This window comes from Agrococcus sp. UYP10 (genome assembly GCF_040547205.1).
GTDB classification, from domain to species: Bacteria; Actinomycetota; Actinomycetes; order Actinomycetales; family Microbacteriaceae; genus Agrococcus; species Agrococcus jenensis.
The window spans coordinates 631,857-658,237 of record NZ_JBEPPG010000001.1 but is presented as its reverse complement, the minus strand read 5'-3'; the positions used below and the strand labels follow the sequence as shown (position 1 = coordinate 658,237).

Annotated in this window: 16 protein-coding genes; 9 read left to right on the top strand and 7 right to left on the bottom strand. The window is 72.4% G+C overall.

From position 1 onward, the window contains the following. Positions 1 to 36: 36 nt before the first annotated feature. Together ABIB37_RS03215 and ABIB37_RS03210 are read right to left on the bottom strand one after the other, a co-directional pair. Positions 37 to 750, bottom strand: a complete 714-nt coding sequence (locus ABIB37_RS03215; RefSeq protein ID WP_354256619.1) for a LysR substrate-binding domain-containing protein — start codon at positions 748 to 750, stop codon at positions 37 to 39. 104 nt (positions 751 to 854) lie between these two features. Then, positions 855 to 1,493 carry an alpha/beta hydrolase gene (locus tag ABIB37_RS03210; RefSeq protein ID WP_354256616.1) on the bottom strand — a complete coding sequence of 213 codons (639 nt, stop codon included), beginning with the start codon at positions 1,491 to 1,493 and terminating at the stop codon, positions 855 to 857. 92 nt (positions 1,494 to 1,585) lie between these two features. On the opposite strand from ABIB37_RS03210, the gene ABIB37_RS03205 reads away from it, so the two are divergent. The 4 genes from ABIB37_RS03205 to mgrA are packed head-to-tail and all read left to right on the top strand — an operon-like array spanning position 1,586 to position 4,987. Further along, on the top strand, positions 1,586 to 2,824 hold the full coding sequence (locus ABIB37_RS03205; RefSeq protein WP_354256613.1) for a hypothetical protein: 1,239 nt from the start codon (positions 1,586 to 1,588) through the stop codon (positions 2,822 to 2,824). A gap of 42 nt (positions 2,825 to 2,866) precedes the next feature. After that, on the top strand, positions 2,867 to 3,406 hold the full coding sequence (locus tag ABIB37_RS03200; protein WP_354256611.1) for an NUDIX hydrolase family protein: 540 nt from the start codon (positions 2,867 to 2,869) through the stop codon (positions 3,404 to 3,406). Positions 3,407 to 3,461: 55 nt separating this feature from the next. Next, positions 3,462 to 3,932 carry a hypothetical protein gene (locus ABIB37_RS03195; RefSeq protein WP_354256608.1) on the top strand — a complete coding sequence of 157 codons (471 nt, stop codon included), beginning with the start codon at positions 3,462 to 3,464 and terminating at the stop codon, positions 3,930 to 3,932. Then, positions 3,929 to 4,987 carry an L-glyceraldehyde 3-phosphate reductase gene (gene mgrA / locus ABIB37_RS03190; RefSeq protein WP_354256605.1) on the top strand — a complete coding sequence of 353 codons (1,059 nt, stop codon included), beginning with the start codon at positions 3,929 to 3,931 and terminating at the stop codon, positions 4,985 to 4,987. Before ABIB37_RS03195 ends, mgrA begins: the two co-directional genes overlap by 4 nt. A gap of 112 nt (positions 4,988 to 5,099) precedes the next feature. On the opposite strand, the gene ABIB37_RS03185 is transcribed toward mgrA, so the two are convergent. Continuing rightward, the gene (locus tag ABIB37_RS03185) at positions 5,100 to 6,017 is read right to left on the bottom strand and encodes an endonuclease domain-containing protein (protein ID WP_354256602.1); all 918 of its coding nucleotides are present in this window, start codon (positions 6,015 to 6,017) and stop codon (positions 5,100 to 5,102) included. Positions 6,018 to 6,238: 221 nt separating this feature from the next. Between ABIB37_RS03185 and ABIB37_RS03180 the strand changes: the two genes are divergently transcribed. Continuing rightward, entirely contained in the window at positions 6,239 to 7,660 is a 1,422-nt protein-coding gene (locus ABIB37_RS03180; protein ID WP_354256599.1) for an MFS transporter, read from the top strand. Here the strand turns inward: ABIB37_RS03180 and ABIB37_RS03175 are convergent. The 4 genes from ABIB37_RS03175 to ABIB37_RS03160 all read right to left on the bottom strand — a co-directional run bounded on the left by ABIB37_RS03175 (position 7,606) and on the right by ABIB37_RS03160 (position 10,666). Then, a complete protein-coding gene (locus ABIB37_RS03175) occupies positions 7,606 to 8,547 on the bottom strand; it encodes a spermidine synthase (RefSeq protein ID WP_354256596.1) in 942 nt (313 codons plus the stop codon). The two genes, ABIB37_RS03180 and ABIB37_RS03175, sit on opposite strands and share 55 nt — an antisense overlap. After that, the gene (locus ABIB37_RS03170; protein WP_354256594.1) at positions 8,544 to 9,002 is read right to left on the bottom strand and encodes a SprT-like domain-containing protein; all 459 of its coding nucleotides are present in this window, start codon (positions 9,000 to 9,002) and stop codon (positions 8,544 to 8,546) included. Before ABIB37_RS03170 ends, ABIB37_RS03175 begins: the two co-directional genes overlap by 4 nt. Positions 9,003 to 9,103: 101 nt before the next feature. After that, a complete protein-coding gene (locus ABIB37_RS03165; RefSeq protein ID WP_354256591.1) occupies positions 9,104 to 9,676 on the bottom strand; it encodes a hypothetical protein in 573 nt (190 codons plus the stop codon). A gap of 153 nt (positions 9,677 to 9,829) precedes the next feature. Then, complete coding sequence (locus tag ABIB37_RS03160) at positions 9,830 to 10,666, bottom strand: spermidine synthase (RefSeq protein WP_502914024.1); 837 nt, start codon at positions 10,664 to 10,666, stop codon at positions 9,830 to 9,832. 265 nt (positions 10,667 to 10,931) lie between these two features. Here ABIB37_RS03160 and rpoB point away from each other — a divergent pair, with 265 nt between their 5' ends. The 4 genes from rpoB to ABIB37_RS03140 all read left to right on the top strand — a co-directional run bounded on the left by rpoB (position 10,932) and on the right by ABIB37_RS03140 (position 26,343). Beyond that, a complete protein-coding gene (gene rpoB, locus ABIB37_RS03155; RefSeq protein ID WP_354256586.1) occupies positions 10,932 to 14,402 on the top strand; it encodes a DNA-directed RNA polymerase subunit beta in 3,471 nt (1,156 codons plus the stop codon). A gap of 37 nt (positions 14,403 to 14,439) precedes the next feature. Then, positions 14,440 to 18,327, top strand: a complete 3,888-nt coding sequence (gene rpoC, locus ABIB37_RS03150) for a DNA-directed RNA polymerase subunit beta' (RefSeq protein WP_354256584.1) — start codon at positions 14,440 to 14,442, stop codon at positions 18,325 to 18,327. Positions 18,328 to 18,494: 167 nt separating this feature from the next. Beyond that, positions 18,495 to 20,087 carry a hypothetical protein gene (locus ABIB37_RS03145; RefSeq protein ID WP_354256581.1) on the top strand — a complete coding sequence of 531 codons (1,593 nt, stop codon included), beginning with the start codon at positions 18,495 to 18,497 and terminating at the stop codon, positions 20,085 to 20,087. 172 nt (positions 20,088 to 20,259) lie between these two features. Further along, the gene (locus ABIB37_RS03140) at positions 20,260 to 26,343 is read left to right on the top strand and encodes an Ig-like domain-containing protein (RefSeq protein ID WP_354256578.1); all 6,084 of its coding nucleotides are present in this window, start codon (positions 20,260 to 20,262) and stop codon (positions 26,341 to 26,343) included. The last annotated feature ends 38 nt before the right edge of the window (positions 26,344 to 26,381 follow it).

The window sequence follows — 26,381 nt, the reverse complement described above, 5'->3', positions numbered from 1 at the left end:
GCTCGCCGTCTGTCAGCCCGAATCCTCCGGACTGGGTCAGCGGCGGCGCCCGGGACCGGGGCGCCCTGACCTGCCGGGGCCCCCGGGACGGCGCGGGCGGTTCGGGCGCGGCGGCTGCTTCGGCTTCGAGGCGCGCGGCTTCGCGCCCGTCGCCGACTGGCCCGGCTGGACGCTGTGCTCCCGCTCGCCCTGCTCGCGCTCGGCGCCGCGGGACGAGCCGGGCTTGCGGCCGCGTGCGATGCCGATGAGCTCCTGGTGCAGCGGGGAGTCGGCGGTGCGCAGCCAGGCCAGTGCGATCGTCGTGGAGGGCACGTCCGTGACCACGCGGTGCCGAGTCTCCTCGCCGCCGAGCGCGCGGGCGACCGACATCGGCACGATCGCGATGCCCGCACCCGTCGCGACGACCTCGAGCAGCTGCGCCGACGTCATGCCGTCGGCCTCGAGCATCGTCTCGCCCTCGAGGTCGGCGACGGCCACGGTGTCGAACGCGACGATCGGGTGGCCCTTCGCGGCGACCACGACCGGAAGCTCCTCGTAGAGCCCGACGACGTGCAGCTCGTCGAGCGCGTCCTCGTCGAGCGGCAGCCGCGCGAGCACCGCGTCGACCCGCCCGTCGTGGAGCGCGCCCGCCGCATCCGCGTCGTCGACCGCGACGAGGTCGATCGGCACGTCGGGCATGCGCTCGGCCCACACCCGCATCCACTTCGCGGGCGTGACGCCGGGCACACCGCCCAGTCGGAACCGTTCCATGCCCTCAGTCTGCCGTGCGCTCGATCGGCCTGAGCGCCGAGGTGGGCGGGATGCGGGCGCGGTGCCGCGCTCAGCCCGATCGGACGCGCGGGTCGGGGCGCCGGTCAGACCCGCTCGAGGAACGCGACGACGTCGGCGAGCTCCTCCGCGACGATCGAGTGCGCGCGGTGGTACGTGCGGCGCTCGACGTCGAAGTGCGCGTCGAGCCACGGCGCCGCGCGCTCGATCCTGTCGCGGTGGATCACGTCGTCGAGGTCGCCGATCGTGGTGAGCATCGGGATGCGCGGCTCGCGCGCGGCGAGCACCGCATCGCCTGGCAGCTCCCCGTCGTGCACGAACGACGCGAGGTGCACGATCGACGAGAACCGCTCGGGCGCGAGCCGCGCGAGCTGCACGGCCATCACGCCGCCCTGCGAGAAGCCGAGCAGGTGCACGCGCTCGAAGCGGCGATCGAGCCCGTCGAGCCAGTGCAGCACGCCCTCGGCGCTCGCGTCGCGCGCGCGCTCGTCGGGGTCGATGGGCGACGGGTCGAACCAGGCGAAGCCGCCGCCGTAGGGGAAGGGAGCGCGCAGCGAGGCGATCGTGAGCGACGACGGCAGGTGCGGGGCGAGGCCGAAGAGGTCGCCCTCGTGCGAGCCGAGGCCGTGCAGCACGACGAGCAGGTCGCCCTCGCCGGAGTCGTGCTCGCCGGCGTCGTGCTCGCCCTCGCGCCAGCGCACCGCATCCGCGTCGATCTGCTGCATGGTGACCCCCTCCGGCCAAGACGGCCGACCGTCACGGCCGGGCTGCCCGCGCCGTCCCTCACACCGTAGCCTCGAAGCATGGAGTGCGGCACATGACGAGCACCTCGGCCACCACCCGGGTGATGCCGACGGCGCGCGCCCGGAGCGGTGCCGCCCGCCGGCCCCGCGGCAGGGCGATCGGCCGGGTCGTCTCGCTCGATGCCGCCCGCGGCCTGCTCGTGCTCGCGACGGTCGCGTGGCTCGCCGCGCCGCGCCGGCCGTTCCCGGCGTCGGAGCCGTGGGGCGCCGTCGGCCTCGACGCCATCGCGCTGCCCGCCTTCGCCGTCATCGCCGGCTGCGGCTTCGCGATGGCGCAGCACCGCGGCTGGACGAGCGGCGCGCGCGTGCTCGGCCGCGTCGCGCTGCTGCTCGTCGCCGGCCTCGCGCTCGCGGCGGCGGTCGGGCTCATCGGCGGCGTCGCGGCGGGCATCGCCTTCGACCCGGCGGCGGGCACCCTCGGCGGACTCGAGCGGATGCGCGTCGCCGGCCCGCTGCTGCAGCTCGGCGTCGCGCTCGCCGCGCTCGGCTTCCTCGGCCTGCTCGCGAGCACCTGGGCCGGCTGGGCGTGGGCGACCGTGATCACCGCCGCGATCGGCTCGGGCACGCTGTGGCTGAGCGCCGGCCTCTGCGGCGCCCCGCAGGGCGGGCTGAGCGACGCCTGCAGCCCGGCGACGCTCCTCGTGGGCGGCATCGCGGATGCGGCGGGCGTGCCCGCCGACCCCGCCGTCACGCAGGCGGTCACGACGGTGATCGCCGGGCTGGGCCTCGCGCTGCCGGCCGCCGCGGGGGCCGCGCTCGTGCACGCGCTGCTGCGGGCTCGCAGCGTCGACGCCCGCCAGCGCGGCCGCGTCGTGGGCTACGGCCTGCTCGCCGCGGTGCTCTTCGGCGTGCTCGGCATCCTCGCCTACTTCACGCCCACCGTCTGGCTCCACCCGCCGCTCGAGCCCGCGACCGCGCTGTGGACGCCGCCGCTCACGCTCGCGGTCGCGAGCCTCATCGCCGTGCTCGCGAGCGTGACGCATCCGACGGTCGACACCGACCTCCGCGGAGGCACGTCGGCGCTCGGCGCCTTCGCGGAGCCCTTCGCCGCCGTCGGCCGCATCAGCCTGGTCGCGGTCGGGACGACGCTCGCCGTGCGCACGCTGCTCGAGGCGCTGCCCGACCCGGACCCGGTCGGCTGGTTCGCGGCGCTCGGCGACATCCCGTCGATCGTGCTCGGCCTGCTCGTCGTCGCGGCGTGGCTCGCGCTCGCGCTCTGGGCGCACCGCCGGGGCGTGCGGCTGCGTCCCTGACGCCCGCATCGCGCGACGAGCGCGAGCGGGCACAATGGGGCCATGGCTGTGCGCACCCCCGACCCCAATCCAGGCTGGCTCAGCGACGAGGAGCTGCAGCAGGCGCGCGAGCGCCTGCCGATCCTCTACGTCGAGGCGATCCCGGTGCGGCTCGACGGCATCGGTCAGGTGACCGACGTCGGCCTGCTGCTGCGCATGAACGAGCAGAGCCAGATGACGCGCACGATCGTCTCCGGCCGGGTCATGCGCGGGGAGCGGGTGCGCGACGCGCTCTACCGCCACCTCGAGAAGGACCTGGGCCCGATGGCCTTCCCGCAGCTGCCGGCGAGCCCGGTGCCGTTCCACATCGCCGAGTACTTCCCGATCCACGGCGACGGGCTCTACTCCGACGACCGCCAGCACGCCGTATCGCTCTGCTACATCGTGCCGGTGACGGGGTCGTGCGATCCGCGGCAGGACGCCCTCGAGCTCACGTGGCTGAGCCCGGAGGCAGCGGCCTCAGAGCTCATCGCCACTGAGATGGAGGGCGGCCGCGGCAGCCTCGTGCGCGCAGCGCTCGCCCACTGCGGCGCGCTCCGCTGAGCGGCGCGTCGCCGACGCTCGGGATGCGTCCGGCCCGCGTCCGTAGGCTTGCCGCATGAGCGCCCAGTACCAGGTGACCCTCGAGTGGGGAGCGGCAGCCATGCGCGCGGCCGCTGCCGACGTCGTCGTCATCGCCGACGCGGATCGCGGAGCCGAGACGGCTGAGCTGCACGACCTCGCCCCGCGCACGTCGCTCGTGCTCGACGCGACGCTCGCGAGCGCATCCGCCGTCGCCCGCGCCGCGCTCGACGAGCAGGAGCGGCGCGGCGACCGCGCCTCGATCGCGATCGTCGCCGCCGGCGCGCGGTGGACCGACGGCTCGCTGCGGCCCACCGCTGCCGACCTGCTCGTCGCCGGCCGCGTCGTGGACGAGCTCGCCGAGCTCGGCATCGACTTCCACAGCCCCGCGTGCGCCGCCGCGTGCGCGGCCGCCGTCGCGCTGCGCGGCGCCACCGGGACCCTCGTCGCGGCCGACGCCGCCGCGATCCAGTCCGCGACCGACCACCGAGCAGGAGCCGAACGATGACCTGGCAGGCCGACCCCGCACGCTACGACGCCGAGCGCCCCGGTGCCATGCAGTATCGCCGCGCCGGTGCATCCGGACTGAAGCTGCCGCTGCTGACGCTCGGCATGTGGCACAACTTCGGCGACGACGTGCCGCTCGACCGCCAGCGCGACCTGCTGACCACCGCGTTCGACCGCGGCATCACGCACTTCGACCTCGCGAACAACTACGGCCCGCCCTTCGGCGCCTCGGAGCAGAACTTCGGGCGCGTGATGGCGAGCGACCTGCACGCGCACCGCGACGAGATCCTCGTCACCACGAAGGCGGGCTGGGACATGTGGCCCGGCCCGTACGGCATCGGCGGCAGCCGCAAGTACCTCATCGCGAGCCTCGACCAGTCGCTCGCGCGCATGGGGCTCGACTACGTCGACATCTACTACCACCACCGTCCCGACCCCGAGACGCCGCTCGAGGAGACGATGGCCGCGCTCGACCACATCGTGCGCACCGGCCGCGCCCTCTACGTGGGCGTCTCGAGCTACTCCGCCGAGGACACGCGCCGCGCGCACGAGATCCTCGCGTCGCTCGGCACGCCGCTCACGATCCACCAGCCCTCGTACTCGATGCTGAACCGCTGGATCGAGCGGGACGGCCTGCTCGATGCCGCGGGCGAGCTCGGGATCGGCGTGATCGGCTTCACCGCGCTCGCCCAGGGGCTGCTGACCGGCAAGTACCTCGAGGGCGTGCCGTCCGACTCGCGCGCTGGCCGCGGCAGCGCGCGCAAGCCGCTCGACCCGAACGTCTCGCCCGAGGCGATGGAGCGCATCCGCGGCCTCGCGAGCATCGCGGAGGACCGCGGGCAGTCGCTCGCGCAGCTCGCGCTCGCGTGGGCGCTGCGCGACCCGCGCGTGACCTCGCTCACGATCGGCGCCTCGCGCGTCGAGCAGCTCGAGCAGAACATCGGCGCGCTCGATCGCCTCGACTTCACCGACGCGGAGCTCGCCGCGATCGATGAGCTCGCGCAGGACGAGCCGGGCGTCGACCTCTGGGCGCAGGCGCGCGACTCGCGAGGCTGATCGGCGCTCCCGCGGTCGATCGGTCGGGGTTGCACCGATCGCTCGGCGTGCGGATCGCAGAGCCGCGGATCCGTGCATCCTCTCGACGCACCCCCGGGACACGGTGCCCGCGTCATCGGCGTCGCGCGATCGCCGCTTCGACGCGGCGGATCGCGCGGTCGCCGCCGCGCGCAAGGTGCGCCTTCGTGATGCGCACGACGATCCAGCCGGCTGCCTCGAGCCGCGCGTAGCGGTCGATGTCGCGATCCCAGCGGCCGGCTTCGCGGTGTCCGTCGCCCTCGTACTCGATCGCGATCCTGAGGTCCGGGTAGCCCAGGTCGGGGTGGAGCGCGATGCCGTCGACGACGACGAGGGGATGCACGACCGGCTCCGGCAGCCCGGCGAGGACGATGCACCGCCGGGTGATGCTCTCGAAGCGGGACTCGACGCCGGCTCTCGCGTCGTCGAGGGCGGCGCGGAGCGCCGGCACGCCTGGGACGCCGACGCAGCGCGCGAGGAACGTCGTGAGCTCGTCGACCGTCGCGTGGGGCCGACGCGGCAGGTCGAGGTCTGGGTAGTTCCAGGAGGTGGCGAGCAGCGCGTCGACGACGTGCACGAGGTGCTCGTGCTCGAGCACCCGGCCGAGCGTCACCGCCGTGGCCGCGGGAGCGAGCACGGGCAGCCCGCGATGGATCGTCGCGCGCAGCCGCGCATCCACGGCGATGTGCGTCGTGCCCTGTGAGCGGCCTCGGGTGGTGCCGGTGGGCCGAGCGACGACGAGGGCCTCGCCGGGCGTCCAATCCGTCGGCAGCGGGAAGCCCCAGATCCGGCCGGCGGTGATCCCGCCGTACGCGTGATGCGCGGGCATCCGCACGGCGTAGGCGCCAGCGAGCTCGAGCAGGCTGTCGGCGCTCGCGGCGCGCACGCCGTGGAACGGCATGACGAGGTCGCTGCTGCGGAGGCGGGCGGGGGTGACACCCGCGCGGAGCGCGTCGGCGACCAAGAAGGGCGATCCGTCGAGCGGTGCCGGCAGCGGGGCAGGGGTGCGCATGCGCGAACCTTGGCTCCAGGGAGGCGCAGCGCGTGGCCGCTGCTGGGCGGGCTGTGGACGACGCACCCGCGCGTCGGGCGTCGCCCCGGCGATGGCTCGAACAGGTTGCACGCAACTGCGGTGAAACCGCGCTGAGAGCCGCAGATCGGTGCAACCTTCGCTCCGGCGGCCCGGCGACTCGCGGGTGTCGCGTGTGGGCGGCCCCGGCTAGCGTGTCGGCCATGACGGCGACGAAGCCCACGACGTCCGGTGAGCGCACGTTCCTCCACGTGCTGGCGAACACCGCGCTCGCGAACATCACGACGAGCTTCCTGTGGTTCGCGCTCACGTTCTGGGTCTACCTCGAGACCCGATCGGTGCTCGCCACCGGCATCATCGGCGGCGCGTACATGCTGTTCGTCGCGTTCAGCAGCATGCTGTTCGGCTCGATCGTCGACCACCACCGCAAGCTGCGGGTCATGCTGCTCTCGGGCAGCATCACGCTCACGGCGTTCGCGCTCGCCGGCGCGATGTACCTGCTGCTGCCGGAGCCGGCGCTGCTCGACCTGACCCAGCCGTGGTTCTGGCTCTTCACGACGATCATCCTCGCCGGTGCCGTCGTCGAGCACATGCGCAACATCGCGCTGTCGACGACCGTCACGATCCTGGTGCCCGACGAGCGGCACGCGAACGCGAACGGCATGGTCGGCACGGTGCAGGGCCTCGCCTTCATCATCACGAGCGTGTTCTCCGGCCTCGCGATCGGGCAGCTCGGGATGGGGTGGACGATCGCGATCGCCATCGCGCTCACGACCGTGAGCCTCGGCCACCTCGCGACGCTGCGGATGCCGCAGGACATCGTCGCGCTCGACGACGACGACACCGCGCGCGGGATCGACCTCCGCGGCTCGATCCGGGCGGTGCTCGCGATCGGCGGCCTCTTCGCGCTCATCGTCTTCTCGACCTTCAACAACCTCATCGGCGGCCTCTACATGGCGCTCATGGACCCCTACGGGCTCGAGATCTTCTCGGTCGAGATGTGGGGCCTCGTGCTCGGCGTCACGGCGACCGGCTTCATCATCGGCGGCCTCGCGATCGCGCGCTTCGGGCTGGGCAAGCGGCCCATCCGCACGCTGCTGCTCGTCGTGATCGCGATGGGCGTGCTCGGCGCGCTCTTCGCCGTCCGAGAGCAGTGGTGGCTGTACGCCGGCGGCATCTGGCTCTACATGTGCTTGATCCCCGCGGCCGAGGCGGCCGAGCAGACGGTCATCCAGCGCGTCGTGCCGCTCAGCCGGCAGGGCAGGGTCTTCGGCTTCGCGATGGCGTTCGAGTCGGCTGCCGCGCCCATCACCGCGTTCCTCATCGCCCCGATCGCCGAGTTCTGGGTGATCCCCTGGGCGCGCTCCGACGAGGGATCCGCGACCCTCGAGCCCTGGCTCGGCACGGGCAGCACCCGCGGCATCGCGCTCGTCTTCGTCATCGGCGGCGCGATCATGGTGCTGGCGGCGATGCTCGCGTTCCTCACCCGCTCGTACCACCGGATCAGCGCGTCGTACGACGCATCGGCACCGGCGGCCGAGGGCGAGGATGCGCCCGACGCCGACGCCGGTCAGTCGTCCGTCGGGTCCGTGAGCGAGGGCGGCAGCGAGGCGGAGCCCAGGTAGGCCGACCGCACGGGCGCGGGGGAGTCGAACGCCGTCGCGTCGCGCACCGGCGCCGGCGCCGTGTCGGCGACGAAGCGCGCGAGCCGCCGCCCCGCGACGACCGCGGCCGGCGGCGGACCGACGCGGACGCGCTCGCGGATGTCGTCGACCGGCAGCGGCGCATCGCTCGCGACGAGCACGAGGTTGCTGTGGCGGGCGCCCGCGAGCGTGGAGCCCGTCGAGATGAGCGCGACGTGCGCGAAGACCGCCTGCAGCGTGGCGACCTGGCTCCGCACGAAGCGCAGCGGCGGGCCGTCGGCGGTGTTCACGACGAGCGTGCCGCCGGGGACGAGCGCGGCTCGCGCCGCCGAGAAGCACTCGACGGTCGTGAAGGCCGCGGGGACGCTCCCGGCCCCGAAGACGTCGATCGTCGCGAGCGCGACCGGCGACGGCACGCGCTCGAGCACGGCGCGACCGTCGCCGACGACGACCTCGATGCCGGGCGGCAGCGGCGCGCCCTCGGCGACGAGGTCGACGAGCGCCGGCTCGAGCTCGACGACGCACTGCCGGAGCCCCGGCAGCGCATGCTGCAGCGCGCGCGGCAGCGCGGCAGCGCCGCCGCCGAGGTGCAGTGCGGCGGTGCCGCCGCTGACGCGGGGCTCGGCACCGCTGGCGAGGAGCGGCTCGCCGCCGGGCTGCAGCGCATCCGTCCGCGCACCGAGCGCGGCGATCGAGGCCGCGAGCATCCAGCGATGCGAGGCGTGCCGCGGCGGCGCGCCCGGCTCCCCGAGGTGCGACTGCTCGATGCCGTCGATCACGAGGACGAGCCCGTGCGCGTCGGGGCGGAGGGTCGCCTCGAGCCCGTTCGAGAGCGTCCGCCGCGCAGGAGGCGCGTCGCGCCGCGTCACGCGGCGCTCGTGCGCCGCTGCCAGCGGATCTCGACGACCCGGCGCGCGGCGCGCGTGCACGCCCGGCAGGCGTAGCGCCCGCGCGGCGCGCGGAACCGCACGTGCTCGTGCCCGCCGGGGCAGGAGCCGACCCACCCGGCGCGCTCCGACGCGATCTCGCCCTGGTGCGTGCGCCCGCCGACGTAGCCGAGCTCGCGCGCCGTGCGCTGCCACCGCGGACCGTGCCCGGCGCCGGGGCCCGCCATCGCGTGCGCGACCTCGTGCAGCAGCGTCTGGTGCACGTCGTCGTCGTCCCAGCGCGCGGCGAGGTGCTTGGAGACCGAGATGCGGCGCGCGGTGTAGTCGGTGAGCCCGGCGCGCTTCACGGCCCGGTCGAAGCCGAACGTCCAGTCGTCGTCGAGGTGCAGCCGGATGAGGGCCTCGGCCCACACGCGCACGCGCTCGAGATCCGCCACCGCGAGCCCCTTCCGCCTGCTCAGCCCTGCATCCGACCCCGCGAGCATGCCAGCCGCCGTCGATCCGGCGCGAACCGGCGACCGCATACTGTGGATGCGGCTCAGCGACCGCCCCAGATCGGGTGCGTCGCGCGCGGCACGTCCTGCTCGGCGCGGAGCGCCTCGGTCTGCGCGCGGTCGGTCGCCACGAGCAGCGCGACCTCGGCAGCCTGCAGCTGCTCGGCGGGCAGGTCGGCCTCGCGGCACAGCTCGACGGCCACGGTGAAGTCGACGCACGCGTCGTGCCACTGGTGCAGCGCGAAGTGCACCGTGCCGCGCTGCTGCAGCGCGTGCGCCCACAGCTCGACCCAGTCGTTCGAGCGGGACTCGGCGATGAGCGCCGTGCACTCGCGCAGCGCCGTGCGCAGGTCGCCGCGCGTCTGCACGACGGATGCGCGCAGCAGCCGGGCCTCGGCGACGCGGTCGCGCGAGCCGGATGCGCGGGCGAGCGTCACGGCCTCGGTCGCGGCCGTCAGCGCCTCGTCGAGCCTGCCGATGCTCTCGAGCAGCCACGCGCGCTCCGACACCGCGGCGAGCGAGCGCTCGCGGCCGAGCTGGCGCAGCCTGCGGGCCGCCGCCGCGACGTCGACGGCGTTCCGCAGCGCGGTCTGGTCGTAGCCGATCGACTCGCTCATCCCCACATCGTCGCGCATCGGCACCGGTTTGCCCGGAGCACGCGCCGCGATCCGCGACGAGCCGTCCCTGCGCAGGATGGGATCTCAACGTCGCGGGTGGTCGAACGACGCCGCATGCGGCGCGAGCGACCACAGGCGACGTCGAGATCGTGGTCAGCCGAAGACGCCCCTGCCGGGCGCGGGGCTCGGCGTCGCGTCGGCGTCGCGGGCCGGCGAGGCACCGCCGAGGAAGCGGCGCAGCTCGGCGCCGGCCACGACCTTGCCGGGCAGCGGGTCGCGGCGCAGCGCGCGGCCGATGTCGTCGAGGTCGGGCAGCTCGCGGCCGGCGACCGCCACGACGTTGCCGAAGCGCCTGCCCTTGAGCATGCCGGGGTCGGCGAGCGCCGCCGCGTCCTCGTGCACCTCGAGCAGGGCGGCGAGCTGCCGCTTCGCGAACGCGAGCGTGCGGTCGTCGGCGATGTTCACCACCACCACCCCCGTGGGGGCGAGGAGGTCGCGCACGAGCGCGTGGAACTCGACAGTGGTGACGTGCGCGGGCGTCTGCGCGCCCGAGAAGACGTCGACGATGACGAGGTCGACGGTCCCGCGGAGCCCCGCGGGCAGGCGGGAGAGCTGCTCGCGGGCGTCGCCGTAGCGCACGCGCACGCTCGCGCCGCGGGGGAGCGGGGCCACCTCGCGCACGAGCTCGACGAGCAGCGGCTCGAGCTCGATCACCTGCTGCCGAGAGCCGGGCCGGGTCGCGTCGACGTAGCGGGGCAGCGTGAGCGCGCCTGCCCCGAGGTGCACGGCGGTGATCGGGCCGGCGGGCAGCGCATCGACGACGTGGCCGATCTGCTGCACGTACTCGTACATGAGCAGCTGCGGCCGCTCGGGATCGACGTGCGACTGCGGGGTGCCGTCGACGACGAGCTGCCAGCCCGACGAGGCGTAGCGCATCTCCGCGTGCAGGCCGCTCGAGAGGCGGCGGCTGGGGGTGCTCACGGGCACCATCCTCCCGCGTGCGGCCCCGCTGCGTCCGCCATCCGGACGCGCGCTACCACCGGCCGACGGCGACCCGCAGGACGACACGCCGAGGGACTGGACACGCAGGGTCCAGCGGCGTATCGTAGCTAGTTGCGCTCACAGACATCCCCTCTGCCTTCATATTGCGGTCGGCGCGCGCCCGGACAGGGCGCTTCAGGGTGTTGACGAGTCTCTCACCGACGACACGATCCCGGGAAGACCCGCAACCCTTCCCGGCCCGGAGGTATCTGCCTTGGCTGAACTGGCCCCCAAGACCGGTCGGCGCGCAAGCCGACTGAGCTTCGCGCACATCTCGGAGACGCTCACCGTCCCCGACCTGCTGGCGCTCCAGACCGAGAGCTTCGAATGGCTCATCGGTGACGACGCCTGGAAGGCGCGCCTCGATGAGGCGAACGCCGAGGGTCGCGACGACATCCCCGCGCACTCGGGCCTCGAGGAGATCTTCGAGGAGATCTCCCCGATCGAGGACCTGAGCGAGAAGATGCAGCTCTCGTTCTCGGAGCCGGTGCTCGACGTGCCCAAGTACACGATCGACGAGTGCAAGGAGCGCGGCAAGACGTACGCCGCGCCGCTGTACGTGTCGGCCGAGTTCATGAACCACGAGACGGGCGAGATCAAGTCGCAGACCGTCTTCATGGGCGACTTCCCGCTCATGACCGAGAAGGGCACGTTCATCGTGAACGGCACCGAGCGCGTCGTCGTCTCGCAGCTCGTGCGCAGCCCCGGTGTCTACTTCGAGCGCACCCCCGAGAAGAACTCGGACAAGGACGTCTACTCGGCTCGCGTCATCCCGAGCCGCGGCGCATGGCTCGAGTTCGAGGTCGACAAGCGCGACGCCGTCGGCGTGCGCATCGACCGCAAGCGCAAGCAGTCGGTCACCGTCTTCCTCAAGGCCCTCGGCATGACGAGCGAGGACATCGCCAAGGAGTTCGCCGGCTACGAGTCGATCATCGCGACGCTCGAGAAGGATGCGCCGATGTCGAAGGAGGACGCCCTCCGCGACATCTACCGCAAGCTGCGTCCGGGCGAGCAGGTCGCCGCCGAGGCCGCCCGCGCGCTGCTCGACAACTTCTACTTCAACCCGAAGCGCTACGACCTCGCCAAGGTGGGTCGCTACAAGATCAACCGCAAGCTCGGCATCGACGTGCCGATGAGCGACTCGGTCCTGTCGGTCGAGGACATCGTCGCGACGATCAAGTACCTCGTCGCGCTGCACGCCGAGCAGACGACCCTCCCGGGCGTCCGCAAGGGCGAGCCCGTCGAGATCCGCCTCGACGTCGACGACATCGACCACTTCGGCAACCGCCGCATCCGTGCGGTCGGCGAGCTCATCCAGAACCAGGTCCGCACGGGCCTGGCCCGCATGGAGCGCGTCGTGCGCGAGCGCATGTCGACGCAGGACATCGAGGCGATCACGCCCCAGACGCTCATCAACGTGCGTCCGGTCAGCGCTGCGATCAAGGAGTTCTTCGGCACCTCGCAGCTGTCGCAGTTCATGGACCAGAACAACCCGCTCGCGGGCCTGACCCACAAGCGCCGCCTGTCGGCGCTCGGCCCCGGCGGCCTCTCCCGTGAGCGCGCCGGCGTCGAGGTCCGTGACGTCCACCCGTCGCACTACGGCCGCATGTGCCCGATCGAGACGCCGGAAGGCCCGAACATCGGCCTCATCGGCTCGCTCGCGACCTTCGCGCGCATCAACTCGTTCGGCTTCATCGAGACGCCGTACCGCCGCGTCGAGAACGGCGTCGTCTCCGAGAAGATCGACTACCTGACCGCCTCGGAGGAGGACGAGTTCGTCGTCGCGCACGCGAACAACCGCCTCAACTCGAAGCAGCAGTTCATCGAGGAGCGCGTCGTCGCCCGCCGCAAGGGCGAGGAGGTCGAGCTGGTCGTCCCGACCGAGGTCGACTACATGGACGTCTCGCCGCGCCAGATGGTGTCGGTCGCGACGAGCCTCATCCCGTTCCTCGAGCACGACGACGCGAACCGCGCTCTCATGGGTGCGAACATGCAGCGCCAGGCGGTGCCGCTGGTCCGCAGCGAGTCGCCGTTCGTCGGCACCGGCATGGAGGGCTTCGCGGCCATCGACTCCGGCGACGTCATCACCGCGCAGGGCGCGGGCGTGGTCGCAGAGGTCTCGGCCGACATGGTCTCGATCCAGCTCGACGAGGGCGGCACGCAGCAGTACTTCCTGCGCAAGTTCGACCGCTCGAACCAGGGCACGTCGTACAACCACCGCGTCATCGTCTCGGCGGGCGACCGCATCGAGGCCGGCGAGGTCATCGCCGACGGCCCCGCGACCGACCAGGGCGAGCTCGCCCTCGGCCGCAACCTGCTCGTGGCGTTCATGCCGTGGGAGGGCCACAACTACGAGGACGCGATCATCCTCAGCCAGAACCTCGTGAAGGACGACGTGCTCTCGTCGATCCACATCGAGGAGTACGAGGTCGACGCCCGCGACACGAAGCTCGGCAAGGAGGAGGTCACCCGTGACCTCCCCAACGTCGGCCCGGACCTGCTGGCCGACCTCGACGAGCGCGGCATCATCCGCATCGGTGCCGAGGTCGTCCCCGGCGACATCCTGGTCGGCAAGGTCACGCCGAAGGGCGAGACCGAGCTGAGCGCCGAGGAGCGCCTGCTCCGCGCGATCTTCAACGAGAAGAGCCGCGAGGTGCGCGACACGTCGCTCAAGGTGCCCCACGGCGAGCAGGGCACGGTCATCGCGGTCAAGCAGTTCCGCGCTGAGGACGGCGACGACGAGCTGGGCTCGGGCGTGCACGAGAAGGTCGTGGTCTACATCGCGCAGAAGCGCAAGATCACCGAGGGCGACAAGCTCGCCGGCCGTCACGGCAACAAGGGCGTCATCGCGAAGATCCTGCCCGAGGAGGACATGCCGTTCCTCTCCGACGGCACGCCGGTCGACATCGTGCTGAACCCGCTCGGCATCCCGAAGCGCATGAACTTCGGCCAGGTGCTCGAGACGCACCTCGGCTGGATCGCGAAGACGGGCTGGAAGGTCGAGGGCACCCCGGAGTGGGCGGAGGGTCTCGACCCGCGCACGCTCGAGGCGCCCGCCGACACGAAGGTCGCCACGCCGGTGTTCGACGGCGCGACCGAGGAGGCCATCATCGGCCTGCTCGACGCGACGCTCCCGACGCGCGACGGCCAGCGGCTCGTCGACGGCTCCGGCAAGGCGAGCCTGTTCGACGGACGCTCCGGTGAGCCGTACCCGTACCCGATCTCGGTCGGCTACATGTACATCCTCAAGCTCCACCACCTCGTCGACGACAAGATCCACGCCCGCTCGACCGGCCCGTACTCGATGATCACGCAGCAGCCCCTGGGCGGTAAGGCCCAGTTCGGCGGCCAGCGGTTCGGCGAGATGGAGGTCTGGGCGCTCGAGGCGTACGGCGCCGCCTACACGCTGCAGGAGCTGCTCACCATCAAGTCGGACGACATCGTCGGCCGCGTGAAGGTGTACGAGGCGATCGTCAAGGGCGAGAACATCCAGGAGCCCGGCATCCCCGAGTCCTTCAAGGTGCTCATGAAGGAGATGCAGTCGCTGTGCCTGAACGTCGAGGTGCTGAACGCAGCCGGCGAGCTCGTCACGCTGCGCGACGACGAGGACGAGGCGCTGCGCACGGCCGAGGAGCTCGGCATCAACATCTCCAGGCCGGAGATGTCGTCGATCGACGACATCTGATCCGCCGCGAACTGAACTCAGACAAGAGGGAATTGCATTGATCGACGCAACCACGTTCGATGAACTGCGGATCGGCCTGGCCACGGCCGACCACATCCGTGCCTGGTCCTACGGCGAGGTCAAGAAGCCGGAGACCATCAACTACCGCACGCTGAAGCCGGAGAAGGACGGCCTGTTCGGCGAGCAGATCTTCGGCCCGTCGCGCGACTGGGAGTGCGCGTGCGGCAAGTACAAGCGCGTGCGCTTCAAGGGCATCGTCTGCGAGCGATGCGGCGTCGAGGTCACGAAGTCGTCGGTGCGCCGCGAGCGCATGGGCCACATCGAGCTCGCCGCCCCCGTCACGCACATCTGGTACTTCAAGGGCGTGCCGAGCCGCCTCGGCTACCTGCTGGACATGGCGCCGAAGGACCTCGAGAAGGTCATCTACTTCGCCGCGTACATGATCATCCGGGTGGACGCGGATGCTCGTCACGAGCGCCTGCCCCAGCTGGAGCAGGAGCTGCGCCTCAAGACGGGCGAGATCGAGAAGCGCCGTGACGCCGACATCGCCGAGCGCCTCGCGCAGCTGGAGACGGACGTCGCCCAGCTCGAGGAGGAGGGTGCCAAGGCGGACCAGAAGCGCAAGGTCCGCGACGCCGGTGAGCGCGAGATGGCGCAGCTGCGCAAGATCGCCGACGACCAGATCGCCCACCTCGAGCGGGTCTTCGACGACTTCCGCTCGCTGAAGGTCGGCGACCTCAAGGCGGAGGACGCGGTCTACCACGACCTCGTCGACCTGTACGGCGAGTTCTTCGACGGCCACATGGGCGCGGAGGCCATCAAGCTCCGCCTGCTGGCGTTCGACCTGGCGGCCGAGTCCGAGGACCTGCACAAGCAGATCGCCGAGGGCAAGGGCCAGCGCAAGATCCGTGCGATCAAGCGCCTCAAGGTCGTGAACTCGTTCCTGCAGACGGGCAACAGCCCGGCCGCGATGGTGCTCGACGTCGTCCCGGTCATCCCGCCGGAGCTGCGCCCGATGGTGCAGCTCGACGGTGGCCGGTTCGCGACGAGCGACCTGAACGACCTCTACCGCCGCGTCATCAACCGCAACAACCGACTCCGCCGCCTGCTCGACCTCGGTGCTCCCGAGATCATCGTGAACAACGAGAAGCGCATGCTGCAGGAGGCGGTCGACGCCCTGTTCGACAACGGCCGCCGCGGCCGTCCCGTCACGGGCACCGGCAACCGCGCGCTGAAGTCGCTCTCCGACATGCTCAAGGGCAAGCAGGGCCGGTTCCGCCAGAACCTGCTCGGCAAGCGCGTCGACTACTCGGGCCGCTCGGTCATCGTGGTCGGCCCGCAGCTGCAGCTGCACCAGTGCGGCCTGCCGAAGCAGATGGCGCTCGAGCTGTTCAAGCCGTTCGTCATCAAGCGCCTCATCGACCTGGGCCACTCGCAGAACATCAAGCACGCGAAGCGCATGGTCGAGCGGTCGAAGCCGCAGGTCTGGGACGTGCTCGAGGAGATCATCCGCGAGCGCCCCGTGCTGCTGAACCGCGCGCCCACGCTGCACCGCCTCGGCATCCAGGCCTTCGAGCCGCTGCTCGTCGAGGGCAAGGCCATCCAGCTGCACCCGCTCGTGTGCTCGGCGTTCAACGCCGACTTCGACGGCGACCAGATGGCTGTCCATCTGCCGCTGTCGGTCGAGGCGCAGGCCGAGGCCCGCGTGCTCATGCTCGCGTCGAACAACATCCTGAAGCCGTCCGACGGCCGTCCGGTGACCCTGCCGACCCACGAGATCGTCTCGGGCCTGCACCACCTGACGACCCTCAAGCCGGAGGGTGTCGGCAAGGGCCGTGCGTTCTCGTCGGTCGCCGAGGCGATCATGGCGATGGACCAGCACTCGCTCGACCTGGGTGCGCCCGTGCGGATCCGTCTGCACGGCCTGGTCTTCCGCGACCAGGACCGCCCCGAGGGCTTCGTCGACGGCGAGCCGTTCCTGCACGAGACGACCCTGGGTCGCGCGCTCTTCAACGAGCTGCTGCCCGCGGACTTCCCGTTCGTGGCGGAGGTCGCGGCGAAGCCGGTCATCTCGCTCATCGTGAACGCGCTCGCAGAGCGCTACCCGAAGACCGTGGTGGCGGCGACGCTCGACAAGATCAAGGACGCCGGCTTCTACTGGGCCACGCGCTCCGGCATCACCGTCGCGCTCTCGGACGTCATCACGCCGGCCCGCAAGGGCGAGATCGTGGCGGCCGCCGAGGCCTCGGCGAGCAAGGTCCAGGGCAAGTTCGAGAAGGGCCTCATCACCGACTCGGAGCGTCGCACCGACCTCACCGAGCTGTGGACCAAGGCCACCAACGAGGTGCAGAAGGCCACGCAGGAGGCGTTCGACGAGAACAACTCCATCTACCGCATGGTCACCGCCGGCGCGAACGGCAACTGGATCCAGGTGCGCAACATCACCGGCATGCGCGGTCTCGTGACCAACCCGAAGGGCGAGGTCATCCCGCGTCCGATCATCTCCTCGTACCGCGAGGGCCTGACCGTGGCGGAGTACTTCATCGCCACGCACGGTGCCCGCAAGGGCTCGGCCGACACGGCGCTCCGCACGGCCGACTCCGGCTACCTGACGCGTCGCCTCGTCGACGTGTCGCAGGACGTCATCATCCGTGAGGACGACTGCGGCACCGAGCGCGGCCTCGAGGTGCCGATCGCCGAGGTCATCGACGGCCAGCTGACGCTGCACGAGAACGTGGAGTCGGCGGTCTACGCCCGCAACCTCGCGGTCGACGTCGTGGCGTCGGACGGCACCGTGCTCGCCACGGGCGGCTCCGACATCGGCGACCGCGAGATCCGCGCGTTCGTCGAGGCCGGCATCGAGCAGGTCAAGGTCCGCTCGGTCCTGACGTGCGAGTCCGCGGTCGGCGTCTGCGCCCACTGCTACGGCCGCTCGCTCGCGACCGGCAAGCTCGTGGACATCGGCGAGGCGGTCGGCATCATCGCCGCCCAGTCGATCGGCGAGCCCGGCACGCAGCTCACGATGCGCACGTTCCACACCGGCGGCTCCGTCGGCGCGAGCGACATCACGCAGGGTCTGCCCCGCGTGACGGAGCTCTTCGAGGCTCGCACCCCGAAGAACTCCTCGCCCATCGCCGAGGCCGCTGGCCGTGTGCGCATCGAGGAGGACGAGAAGTCGAAGCGCATCGTGCTCACGCCCGATGACGGCGACGAGGAGTTCGCCTACCCGGTGCTCCGCCGCGCAACCCTCGAGGTCGCCGACGGCGACCGCGTCGAGCAGGGCCAGCAGCTGCAGGTCGGCTCGGTGGACCCCAAGGAGGTGCTGCGCGTGCGCGGCGTCCGCGAGGTGCAGAAGCACCTGGTCTCGGGCGTCCAGGACGTGTACCGCTCGCAGGGTGTGCCGATCCACGACAAGCACATCGAGGTCATCGTCCGCCAGATGCTCCGCAAGGTCACGGTCGTCGACCACGGCGAGACGAGCCTGCTGCCCGGTGAGCTGGTCGACCGCTCGAAGTACAACGAGATCAACCGTGCCGCGCTGACCGAGGGCCTCAAGACCGCCTCGGCGCGCCAGGAGGTCATGGGCATCACGAAGGCGTCGCTCGCGACGGAGTCGTGGCTGTCGGCCGCCTCCTTCCAGGAGACGACCAAGGTGCTCACCGAGGCGGCTCTGGCCGGCAAGCGCGACCCGCTGCTCGGCCTCAAGGAGAACGTCATCATCGGCAAGCTCATCCCCGCGGGAACCGGCCTGTCGCGCTACCGCGACGTCACGGTCGAGGCCACCGAGGAGGCGAAGGCGGAGCGGTACCCGAACCGCCTGTTCGCCGACGCGGGCAGCGTCGACGAGGCCGACCTCTCGTACCTCGACTTCGACGCCTTCACCGGCGGCGAGCTGGGCGAGCAGGAGCCGGGGCAGTACGTCTAGGCAGCACCGCACGACCTGAGGTCAGCGAAGGGCCGCACCCGCGAGGGTGCGGCCCTTCCGCGTACCGCCAATCGCGTTCCCCGGCGGTGCGCCGCCCGCCGACGCCGTCGACGTCCCCCTACAATCGGCCGACGACGCGGCACCGTGCCGCCGCAGGAGGTAGGACCATGAGCGACGAGCAGCCGACGTCCTGGCGCGACCGCTTCTTCGGCAGCGGCCCTGCGCCCGAGCGGGCGACGGAGCCCACGGACCAGGGCGCCCAGTCCGGTCAGGGTGCAGACCAGTCCGGTCACGTGGCCAACCCGGCCGGGCACGACGACGCGCCCGCCGAGGACACCAGCACCCAGCCGCTCCGCGCCGCGGACGGCGGAGCGCACGACGCCGAGATCGCATCGACCTCGGTCGACGAGCACGACGACCACCAGCCGCTCGTCGAGCACCAGGGCGACGCCCGCGCCGCCGACAGCCCCATCGAGCCCACCGTCATCGCGCCCTCGACCCTCCGCGGACCGTCGCACTCGGCGGCCCACCCCGACGACACCGCACGCGTGCAGCCCCAGGGCGACGCGGAGACGAGCTCGCTGGAGCGTCCGGAGATCGCGCAGGTGCACCACGCGGACGAGCCGAGCGCCGACGTCACGCACGCCGAGGACGCGCCCACCGAGGCCATCGCCACGGATCCTGTCGCCACCGAGCCGCCCGCGCTCGTCGAGCCGCGCCGCCCGTCCTTCGGCCTGCGCCGCCAGAGCGGCCACGATGCCGACGCCGGTCTCGGCGCCACCGACCACGACGGCACCGACCACGACGCCACCGACCGCGGCACCTCGGACCGGGGCGCCACCGACCCCGCTGCCGTCGCCTCGCTCGCGGGCCTCGCCGCGGCGGGCGGCGCAGCCGCGGGCGGCGCGACCGCCGCGCGCCCGCGCGAGGAGCGCGAGTTCGTCGAGCCGGAGCCGACGCAGGCCATCGACCAGCAGCCGCGCGACGAGCGGCTCGGCGATCGCAGCGACGACGCCACGCGCCCGATCGGCACGCGGGGCACCGACGGCGAGGCCGCGGGCGACACCCGCGTGCTCGAGGCGCAGGAGCCGGCGGCCGAGACGCGCCCGCAGCGCTTCGGCATCGTGCGCGACGACACGCCTGCCGCGCTCGGCGCCGACGACAGCACTGTCGCGGCCCCCGCGGCCGCCGGCACGCCGGTCGTGCTCGTCGAGGAGCCCGTGCCGCCGCGCCGCAAGGGCGCGCGCGCCGTCGGCTTCGCCGTCGCGCTGCTCGCGACGCTCATCTTCGCGATCCTGTTCGCGGCCGCCTTCTTCGCCGTGGGCTACCTCTTCGACCGGGCGTTCGACGCGACCGAGACGCTGCAGACGCTCTGGCTGCTGCCCTCGTACCTGCTGCCGGTCATCGTGTTCTTCCTCGGCTACTGGCTGCTGACGCTCATCGTGAACCGCGCCGGCTGGTGGGCGCACGTGCTCGGCGGCTTCATCGTGGCGCTGCTCGTGTACGTCGCGCACCTGGCGGGCGCGCACATGGAGACGCAGGGCGGCTGGGCGGGCTACACCGCGCTGCCTGGCATCGACGCGCGGGCGCTCAGCGAGCTCCTGCTCGCGCCGCTCTCGGTGCTGGCGTTCGTGCTGGCCCGCGAGGTGCCGATCTGGGTCGGCGGCATCGTCGCCCGGCGCGGCCGCAAGGCTCGCGAGCACAACCGCCAGGCGATGGACGACTTCAACGCGGAGAACGCCGACCGGCTCTCGCGCTGAGCCGCTCGCGGGACGGGATCCCGCCTCGTGACGAGCGCCGCGTGCAGGAGGCGCAGATGTTCATGCGGCGCATGGATGCTCCGGACACCTCTCGTCTGACAGACTGTGCGCGAGCCTGTGCGCACCCCAGCGCCGGCTCTGGATCTCGGGTCACGACGAGAGGGAGAGCAGCTTGCTCCGGTGGGTCACGCGCCATCGCAAGTCGACGGCAGCCGGTGCGCTCGTCACGGCGGTCTCCGTCGCGCTCGGGATCATCGCCTTCACGTACGACGGCTTCACGACGACCGACGTCGACCTCAACGACGGCGGCGTGTGGGTCACGAAGCAGGACTCCCAGCAGCTCGGCCGGATCAACGTGCAGGCGGAGGAGCTCGACGCCGGACTGATCTCGCCGACCGCAGACTTCGACGTGCTGCAGGACGACACCGCGGTCCTCCTCCACAACCGCGAGGCGTCGTCGGTCATGATCGTCGACCCGGTGCAGGTCGTCACCGGTGCCGTCGTGCAGCTGCCGCCGCAGGGCGAGATCGCGCTGAACGGCGGCACCGTCGTCATCGTCGACCCGGCCGACGGCGACCTGTGGGCGATGCCCTTCGCCGACATCGGCGGCTACTCGGCCGAGAGCACCGAGCCGCTGCTCGAGCTCGGCGAGGGCGCGGCCGCGACCGTCGACCGCGACGGCACCGTGCACGCGGTCTCGCCTCGCGACGGCCAGCAGCTGTCGATCGCCGTGCTCGAGGAGGGTGGCCTCGGCGAGCCGACCGTGCGCGACCGCGGCGAGCTCGCCGGCATGCAGGACCCGGTCGTCAGCGCCGTCGGCAGCGAGGCGGTCGTGCTCGACACCGCCACCTCCACGCTCCTCGTGCCGGGCGGCGCCGTCGAGGCGCCGGCGGACGCGAAGCTGCAGCTCGTCGGCGACGCCTCCGACCGCGTGATCCTCGCGACGCCGACGTCGCTCATCCGCCAGCCGCTCGGCGGCGGCGAGGCCGAGGTGCAGCAGCGCCAGGGCGGCGGCGAGGCCGTCGAGCCCGTGCAGCTGGGCGGCTGCGTCTACGCGGTGTGGCCGGGCAGCTCGACCTTCCTGCGCGACTGCGCGGACGACGCGCGCGACCTCGACCAGCCGGTCGACGGCATGGACGGCTCTCCGGTCGCGTTCCGCATCAACCGCGACCAGGTCGTGCTCAACCAGTTCGTGCAGGGCAACTCGTGGCTGCTCGCCGACACCCTCGTGCTCGTCGACAACTGGCAGGACCTCGTGCCGCCGCAGTCGGAGGAGCAGAGCGACGAGGAGGACTCCGAGTCGACCGAGGACCTGCTCACCAACCAGCCGCCGCCCATCAACGAGGAGAACACCGACCCGATCGCGAACGACGACGACTTCGGCGCGCGCACGGGTCGCTCGACGATGCTGCCGGTGCTCTGGAACGACTCCGACCCGGACGGCGACGTGCTCACCGCGCGCGTGCTCGGCGAGCTGCCCTCCGGCGTGCAGATCGCGCCGGTCGCCAACGACTCGCAGCTGCAGGTCGAGCTGCCTGCCGACTTCGCGCCGGCCTCCTTCACGGTCGACTACCGGGTCGCCGACGGGCGCGGCGGCGAGGACGACGGGCGCGTCACCGTGCGGGTGCGCGGCGAGGGCGAGAACGCGGTGCCCGAGCCGATGCGCGAGCAGGCGTTCGCGGTCGAGCAGGGCGGTGAGTACGAGTACCAGGTGCTGAGCGAGTGGGTCGACCCCGACGGCGACGACATGTACCTCCGCGGTGCGACGACCGACTCGGGCGACACGATCCAGACGGATCCGTCGGGTCGCCTCATCTACACCGCGACGGGCGAGGTCGGCATCGAGACCGTCGTCGTCACCGTCTCGGACGGTCGCGCAGACACGACCGCCGAGATCCTCGTCGACGTGCGCGAGCGCGGCGATGCCCCGCCGCTCGCGAACGCCGACTTCGTCTCGACCGTCGAGGGCCGCGAGGCGACGGCGCGGCCGCTCCTCAACGACTTCTCGCCCTCCGGCAGGCCGCTCCGCCTCGCATCCGTCGAGCCGAACCCGAGCCTCGAGACCACGGTCGACCTCGACTCCGGCACCATCCGCGTCACGGGCGGTCCGGTCGGCAGCCACTACCTCACCTACCTCGTCGCCGACGGCGCGCTCTCGAGCACGGGCCGGATCCGCGTCGACATCCGCACGCCCGACGACGAGGCCCGCCCCGTCGCGGTGCGCGACACCGCGCTGCTGCCGCAGCAGGGCTCGACGCTCGTCGACCTGCTCGCGAACGACGTCGACCCGGCGGGCGGCGTGCTCGTCGTGCAGCAGTTCACGATCGAGAGCGCCGCGCCGGTCACCGTCGAGCTGCGCGACCGGCGCATCGTCAGCATCGTCGACAACCGGCTCGAGGCGCCGTTCCAGTTCACCTACACGGTGTCGAACGGCCGCTTCTCCGAGACCGGCACCGTCGAGGTGATCCCGGTGACGCCGCCCACCCAGCCGCGCCCGCCGAAGGCCGTCGACGATCAGGCGACGGTGCGCGCCGGCGACTACGCGACCGTCGACGTGATCGGCAACGACTTCTCGCCGGACGGCACGCCGTTCACGATCGAGCGCATCGTCGAGACGAGCTTCGCGAGCGAGGAGGAGGGCGTCGCGTTCCTCTCGGAGGGCAAGCTGCGCGTCCACGCGCTCGAGGGCGCGCCCACCCGGGCGACGGTGACGTACGAGATCGCCGACGGCTTCGGCAACCGCGACTCCGCGACCGTCGCGATCACCATCGTGCCGCGCGAGGCCGAGCAGAACACGCCGCCCGCGCCCGAGACGGTGACGTCGCGCGTGCTCGCCGGCTCGACCGTGCGCATCCCGATCCCGCTCGACGGCATCGACCCGGACGGCGACGGCGTCGAGCTCGTCGGCTACGACACGGCGCCCGAGGGCGGCCTGATCCTGCGCACGATCGGTCCCGACTACTTCGACTTCGAGGCGTTCCCGGGCAGCGCGGGCACGGTGGAGTTCACCTACCGGGTGCGCGACCGCTGGGGCGCCGACGGCACCGCGACCGTCGTGATCGGCATCGCGCAGGCCGCGGACGTCAACCAGACGCCCTTCGCGCAGCCCGACCTCGTGACCGTCCGGCCCGACCGCGCCGTGGCGATCGCCGTGCTCGAGAACGACTCCGACCCCGATCAGGACGCGCTCACGCTGCAGTCCGACCGGCTCGAGCTGCCGACCGAGCTCGAGGGCGCCGTCGTGAACGGCGAGCGCAGCACCGTCGACCTCCGCTCGCCGTCCGAGCCGGGCGTCTACCAGTTCACCTACGGCGTCGTGGATGCGCGCGGCGCGTCGACGACCGGCACCGTCATGCTCACGGTCGCCGAGGACGCCGAGCTGCAGCCGCCGGTCGCCCGCGACGACCCGCTGCCGCGCGACGACCTCCAGGTCGACGTGCCGCTCGACGTGCCGGTGCTCGAGAACGACCTCGACGCCGACGGCGACCCGAGCGACCTCGAGCTCTCGGTCGTCACCGGCCCCGGCCGCGTGGTCGGCGACACGATCCAGGTCACGCCGAGCGACGCCTTCCAGGTGGTCACCTATCGCGCGACCGACCTCGACGGCCTCACGGCGGAGGCGTTCGTCTCCGTCCCGCCCGTGCGCGACCGCGCGCCCTTCCTCACCTCCGCGGAGCCCGTGCAGGTCGGCTCCGGACTCGAGCTCCTCATGGAGCTGCGCGAGTACGTCACCGTCTCGACCACGAACACGCCGCGGGTGACCACCGGCGAGAAGGTCACGGCGGTCAACAGCGACGGCAGCGGCCTCATCGTCGACAACGACACCCTGCGCTTCCAGTCGCCCGCGGGCTACGTCGGCCCCGCGTCGATCACGTTCGAGGTGACCGACGGCACCGGGCCCGACAACGGCAACCTCGCGACCCTGACGATCCCGATCGAGGTCGTGCCGTCGAGCGTCGTCCCGCCCACCTTCGCGGGCGCCGTCGTGCGCGCCGAGGCCGGCGAGGGCGCCGCGACGTTCGACCTGCGCGACGCCACGTCCGACCCCGACCCCGGCGATCTCGAGGCGATGCGCTTCGAGGCGCGCGGCGGCTCGATGGCCGGCGTCGAGGTGTCGCTCTCCGACGGCGTCTTCTCGGCGACCGCGGCCGTCGACACGCCTCCCGGCGGCAGCGGCTCGTTCCAGATCGCCGTCATCGACCCGCACGGCAACGAGGCGCCCGGCACGGTCGTCGTCGAGGTGGTCGCGACCACCCGCCCGCTCGCGCAGACGACTCCCGACTCCGGCGAGGCGACGGCGAGCATCGCGCTCACGACCGACGTCATCGAGAACGACTTCAACCCGTACAAGAACGAGGGCCTCCCGCTGCGCGTCGTCGCCGCCGAGGTCGTCGCGGGCCAGGGCCAGGTCTCGCACACCGATCGCGAGGTGACCGTCACCCCGGGCGCCGACTTCTCGGGCGTGCTGACCGTGCGCTACACGGTCCAGGACGCGACCGAGCGCATCGAGCGCCAGGTCACGGGCACGCTGACGCTCAACGTGAAGGCGCGGCCGGACGCACCGCCGCGCCCGAACGTCGACGCGGTCGGCGACTCGCAGGTGACGCTCACGTGGGCGCCGCCGTCGGCGAACGGTGCGCCGATCACCGGCTACATCGTGCGCTCGACCGACGGCGCGATCAGCTTCCCGTGCTCGTCCACGACGTGCACGATCACGGGGCTCGTGAACAACACGACCTACACGTTCCAGGTCGTCGCGCAGAACGAGGTCGGCGACTCCGATCCGTCGGCGGCGTCGAACGAGGCGCGGCCCGACGTGCGGCCCGAGCAGCCCGCGCCGCCGAGCGTCGTCCGTGGCGACACGCAGGTGATGCTGTCGTGGGAGCCGCCGGTGAACCGCGGCTCGCCGATCCAGAGCTACACCGTCGAGATCTCGCCGCCGGCACCCGGTGGCGTCGTGCAGCAGCAGGCGGCGGGCACGAGCCACACGTGGACGGGGCTCACGAACGGCGTCGCCTACCAGTTCCGCATCCAGGCCGTGAACCTCGCCGACGAGCCGAGCGACTTCTCCGCGTACTCGCAGTCGGTCACGCCGGCCGGCCCGCCGATGCAGGTGCAGGGCGTCAGCGCGACGCCCAACCGCGACGTGCCCGGCGAGGTGCAGATGCGCGTGCAGTGGACGGCGCCGGATGCGAACGGCGCACCGATCACCGGCTACACCGTGACGCCCTCGAACGGCGCGGCAGCTGCGCAGGTCACCGGCACGACCGCGAGCTTCCGCTTCGACGCGACGGGCGAGAACGTGACGTTCACCGTGACCGCGACGAACGACGCGGGCACGAGCCAGCCCTCGGCGCCCTCGGCGGCCGTGCGCGTGTTCACCGCGCCGGCGGCGCCGTCGAACGTCAGCGCGACGGACGGCGACACGAACTCGGTCGTGACCTGGACGCCCGGCAGCTCGAACGGGCTGCGCGAGAACGAGGTGGCGTACCAGACGCGCGGCGGCGGCGCCGGCGCGCAGAGCTTCGGGCCCGGCGGCACCTACACCGGGATGAACAACAACGGCGGCCCCTACACCTTCGAGGTGCGCGCGTTCGCGGTCGTCGACGGCGTGGAGTACTCGAGCGGATGGACAGCCGCGGGCAACCAGGTGCGGCCGTTCGGTGCCATCGGCAACCCGAGCGCGGGCGTCGCGGGCAGCGAGCAGCGGCAGATCACCTTCAGCTGGAGCTCGCCGCCCGCCAACGGCCGCGCCCTCACCACGGAGATCCGGATCGACGGCGGGCAGTGGCGCGCGGTGGCCGCGAGCGGCCGCGAGACGGTGCAGGGCCAGCCGAGCTCCGACCACTCGATCGACGTCCGCGTCACCTCTGCGGCCTTCCAGGCGGGCAACGATCCGCTGCCGGGGCACGGCACGCAGCGCACGACCGCGGGCGCGAGCGGACGGATCCCCGACCTGCCCGAGCCGGTCCTGGGCCTCAGCCGCGGCGGCAACGTGACGGCCCCCAACGGCCAGACGGGCACGAACTACGTGCTCGACTGGACCAACCTGATCCCCGGGCAGCAGTACCGGTACGAGTGCTACTCCACCTCGAGCGGCATGTTCCGCGACGGCAACTGGGTCGCCCCGTCCGCCAACGGGACGTCGCCCCGCAACGTCTACACCTTCTGCATGTCCGGCTACGACGGCCAGGGCTGGATGGTGCTCTACGCCAACGGCAAGAGCTGGAGCACCGGAAGGGTGGACTGGCCGTGATGCACAGCTTGACCGATCGAGAGGAGCGCCCGTGAGCG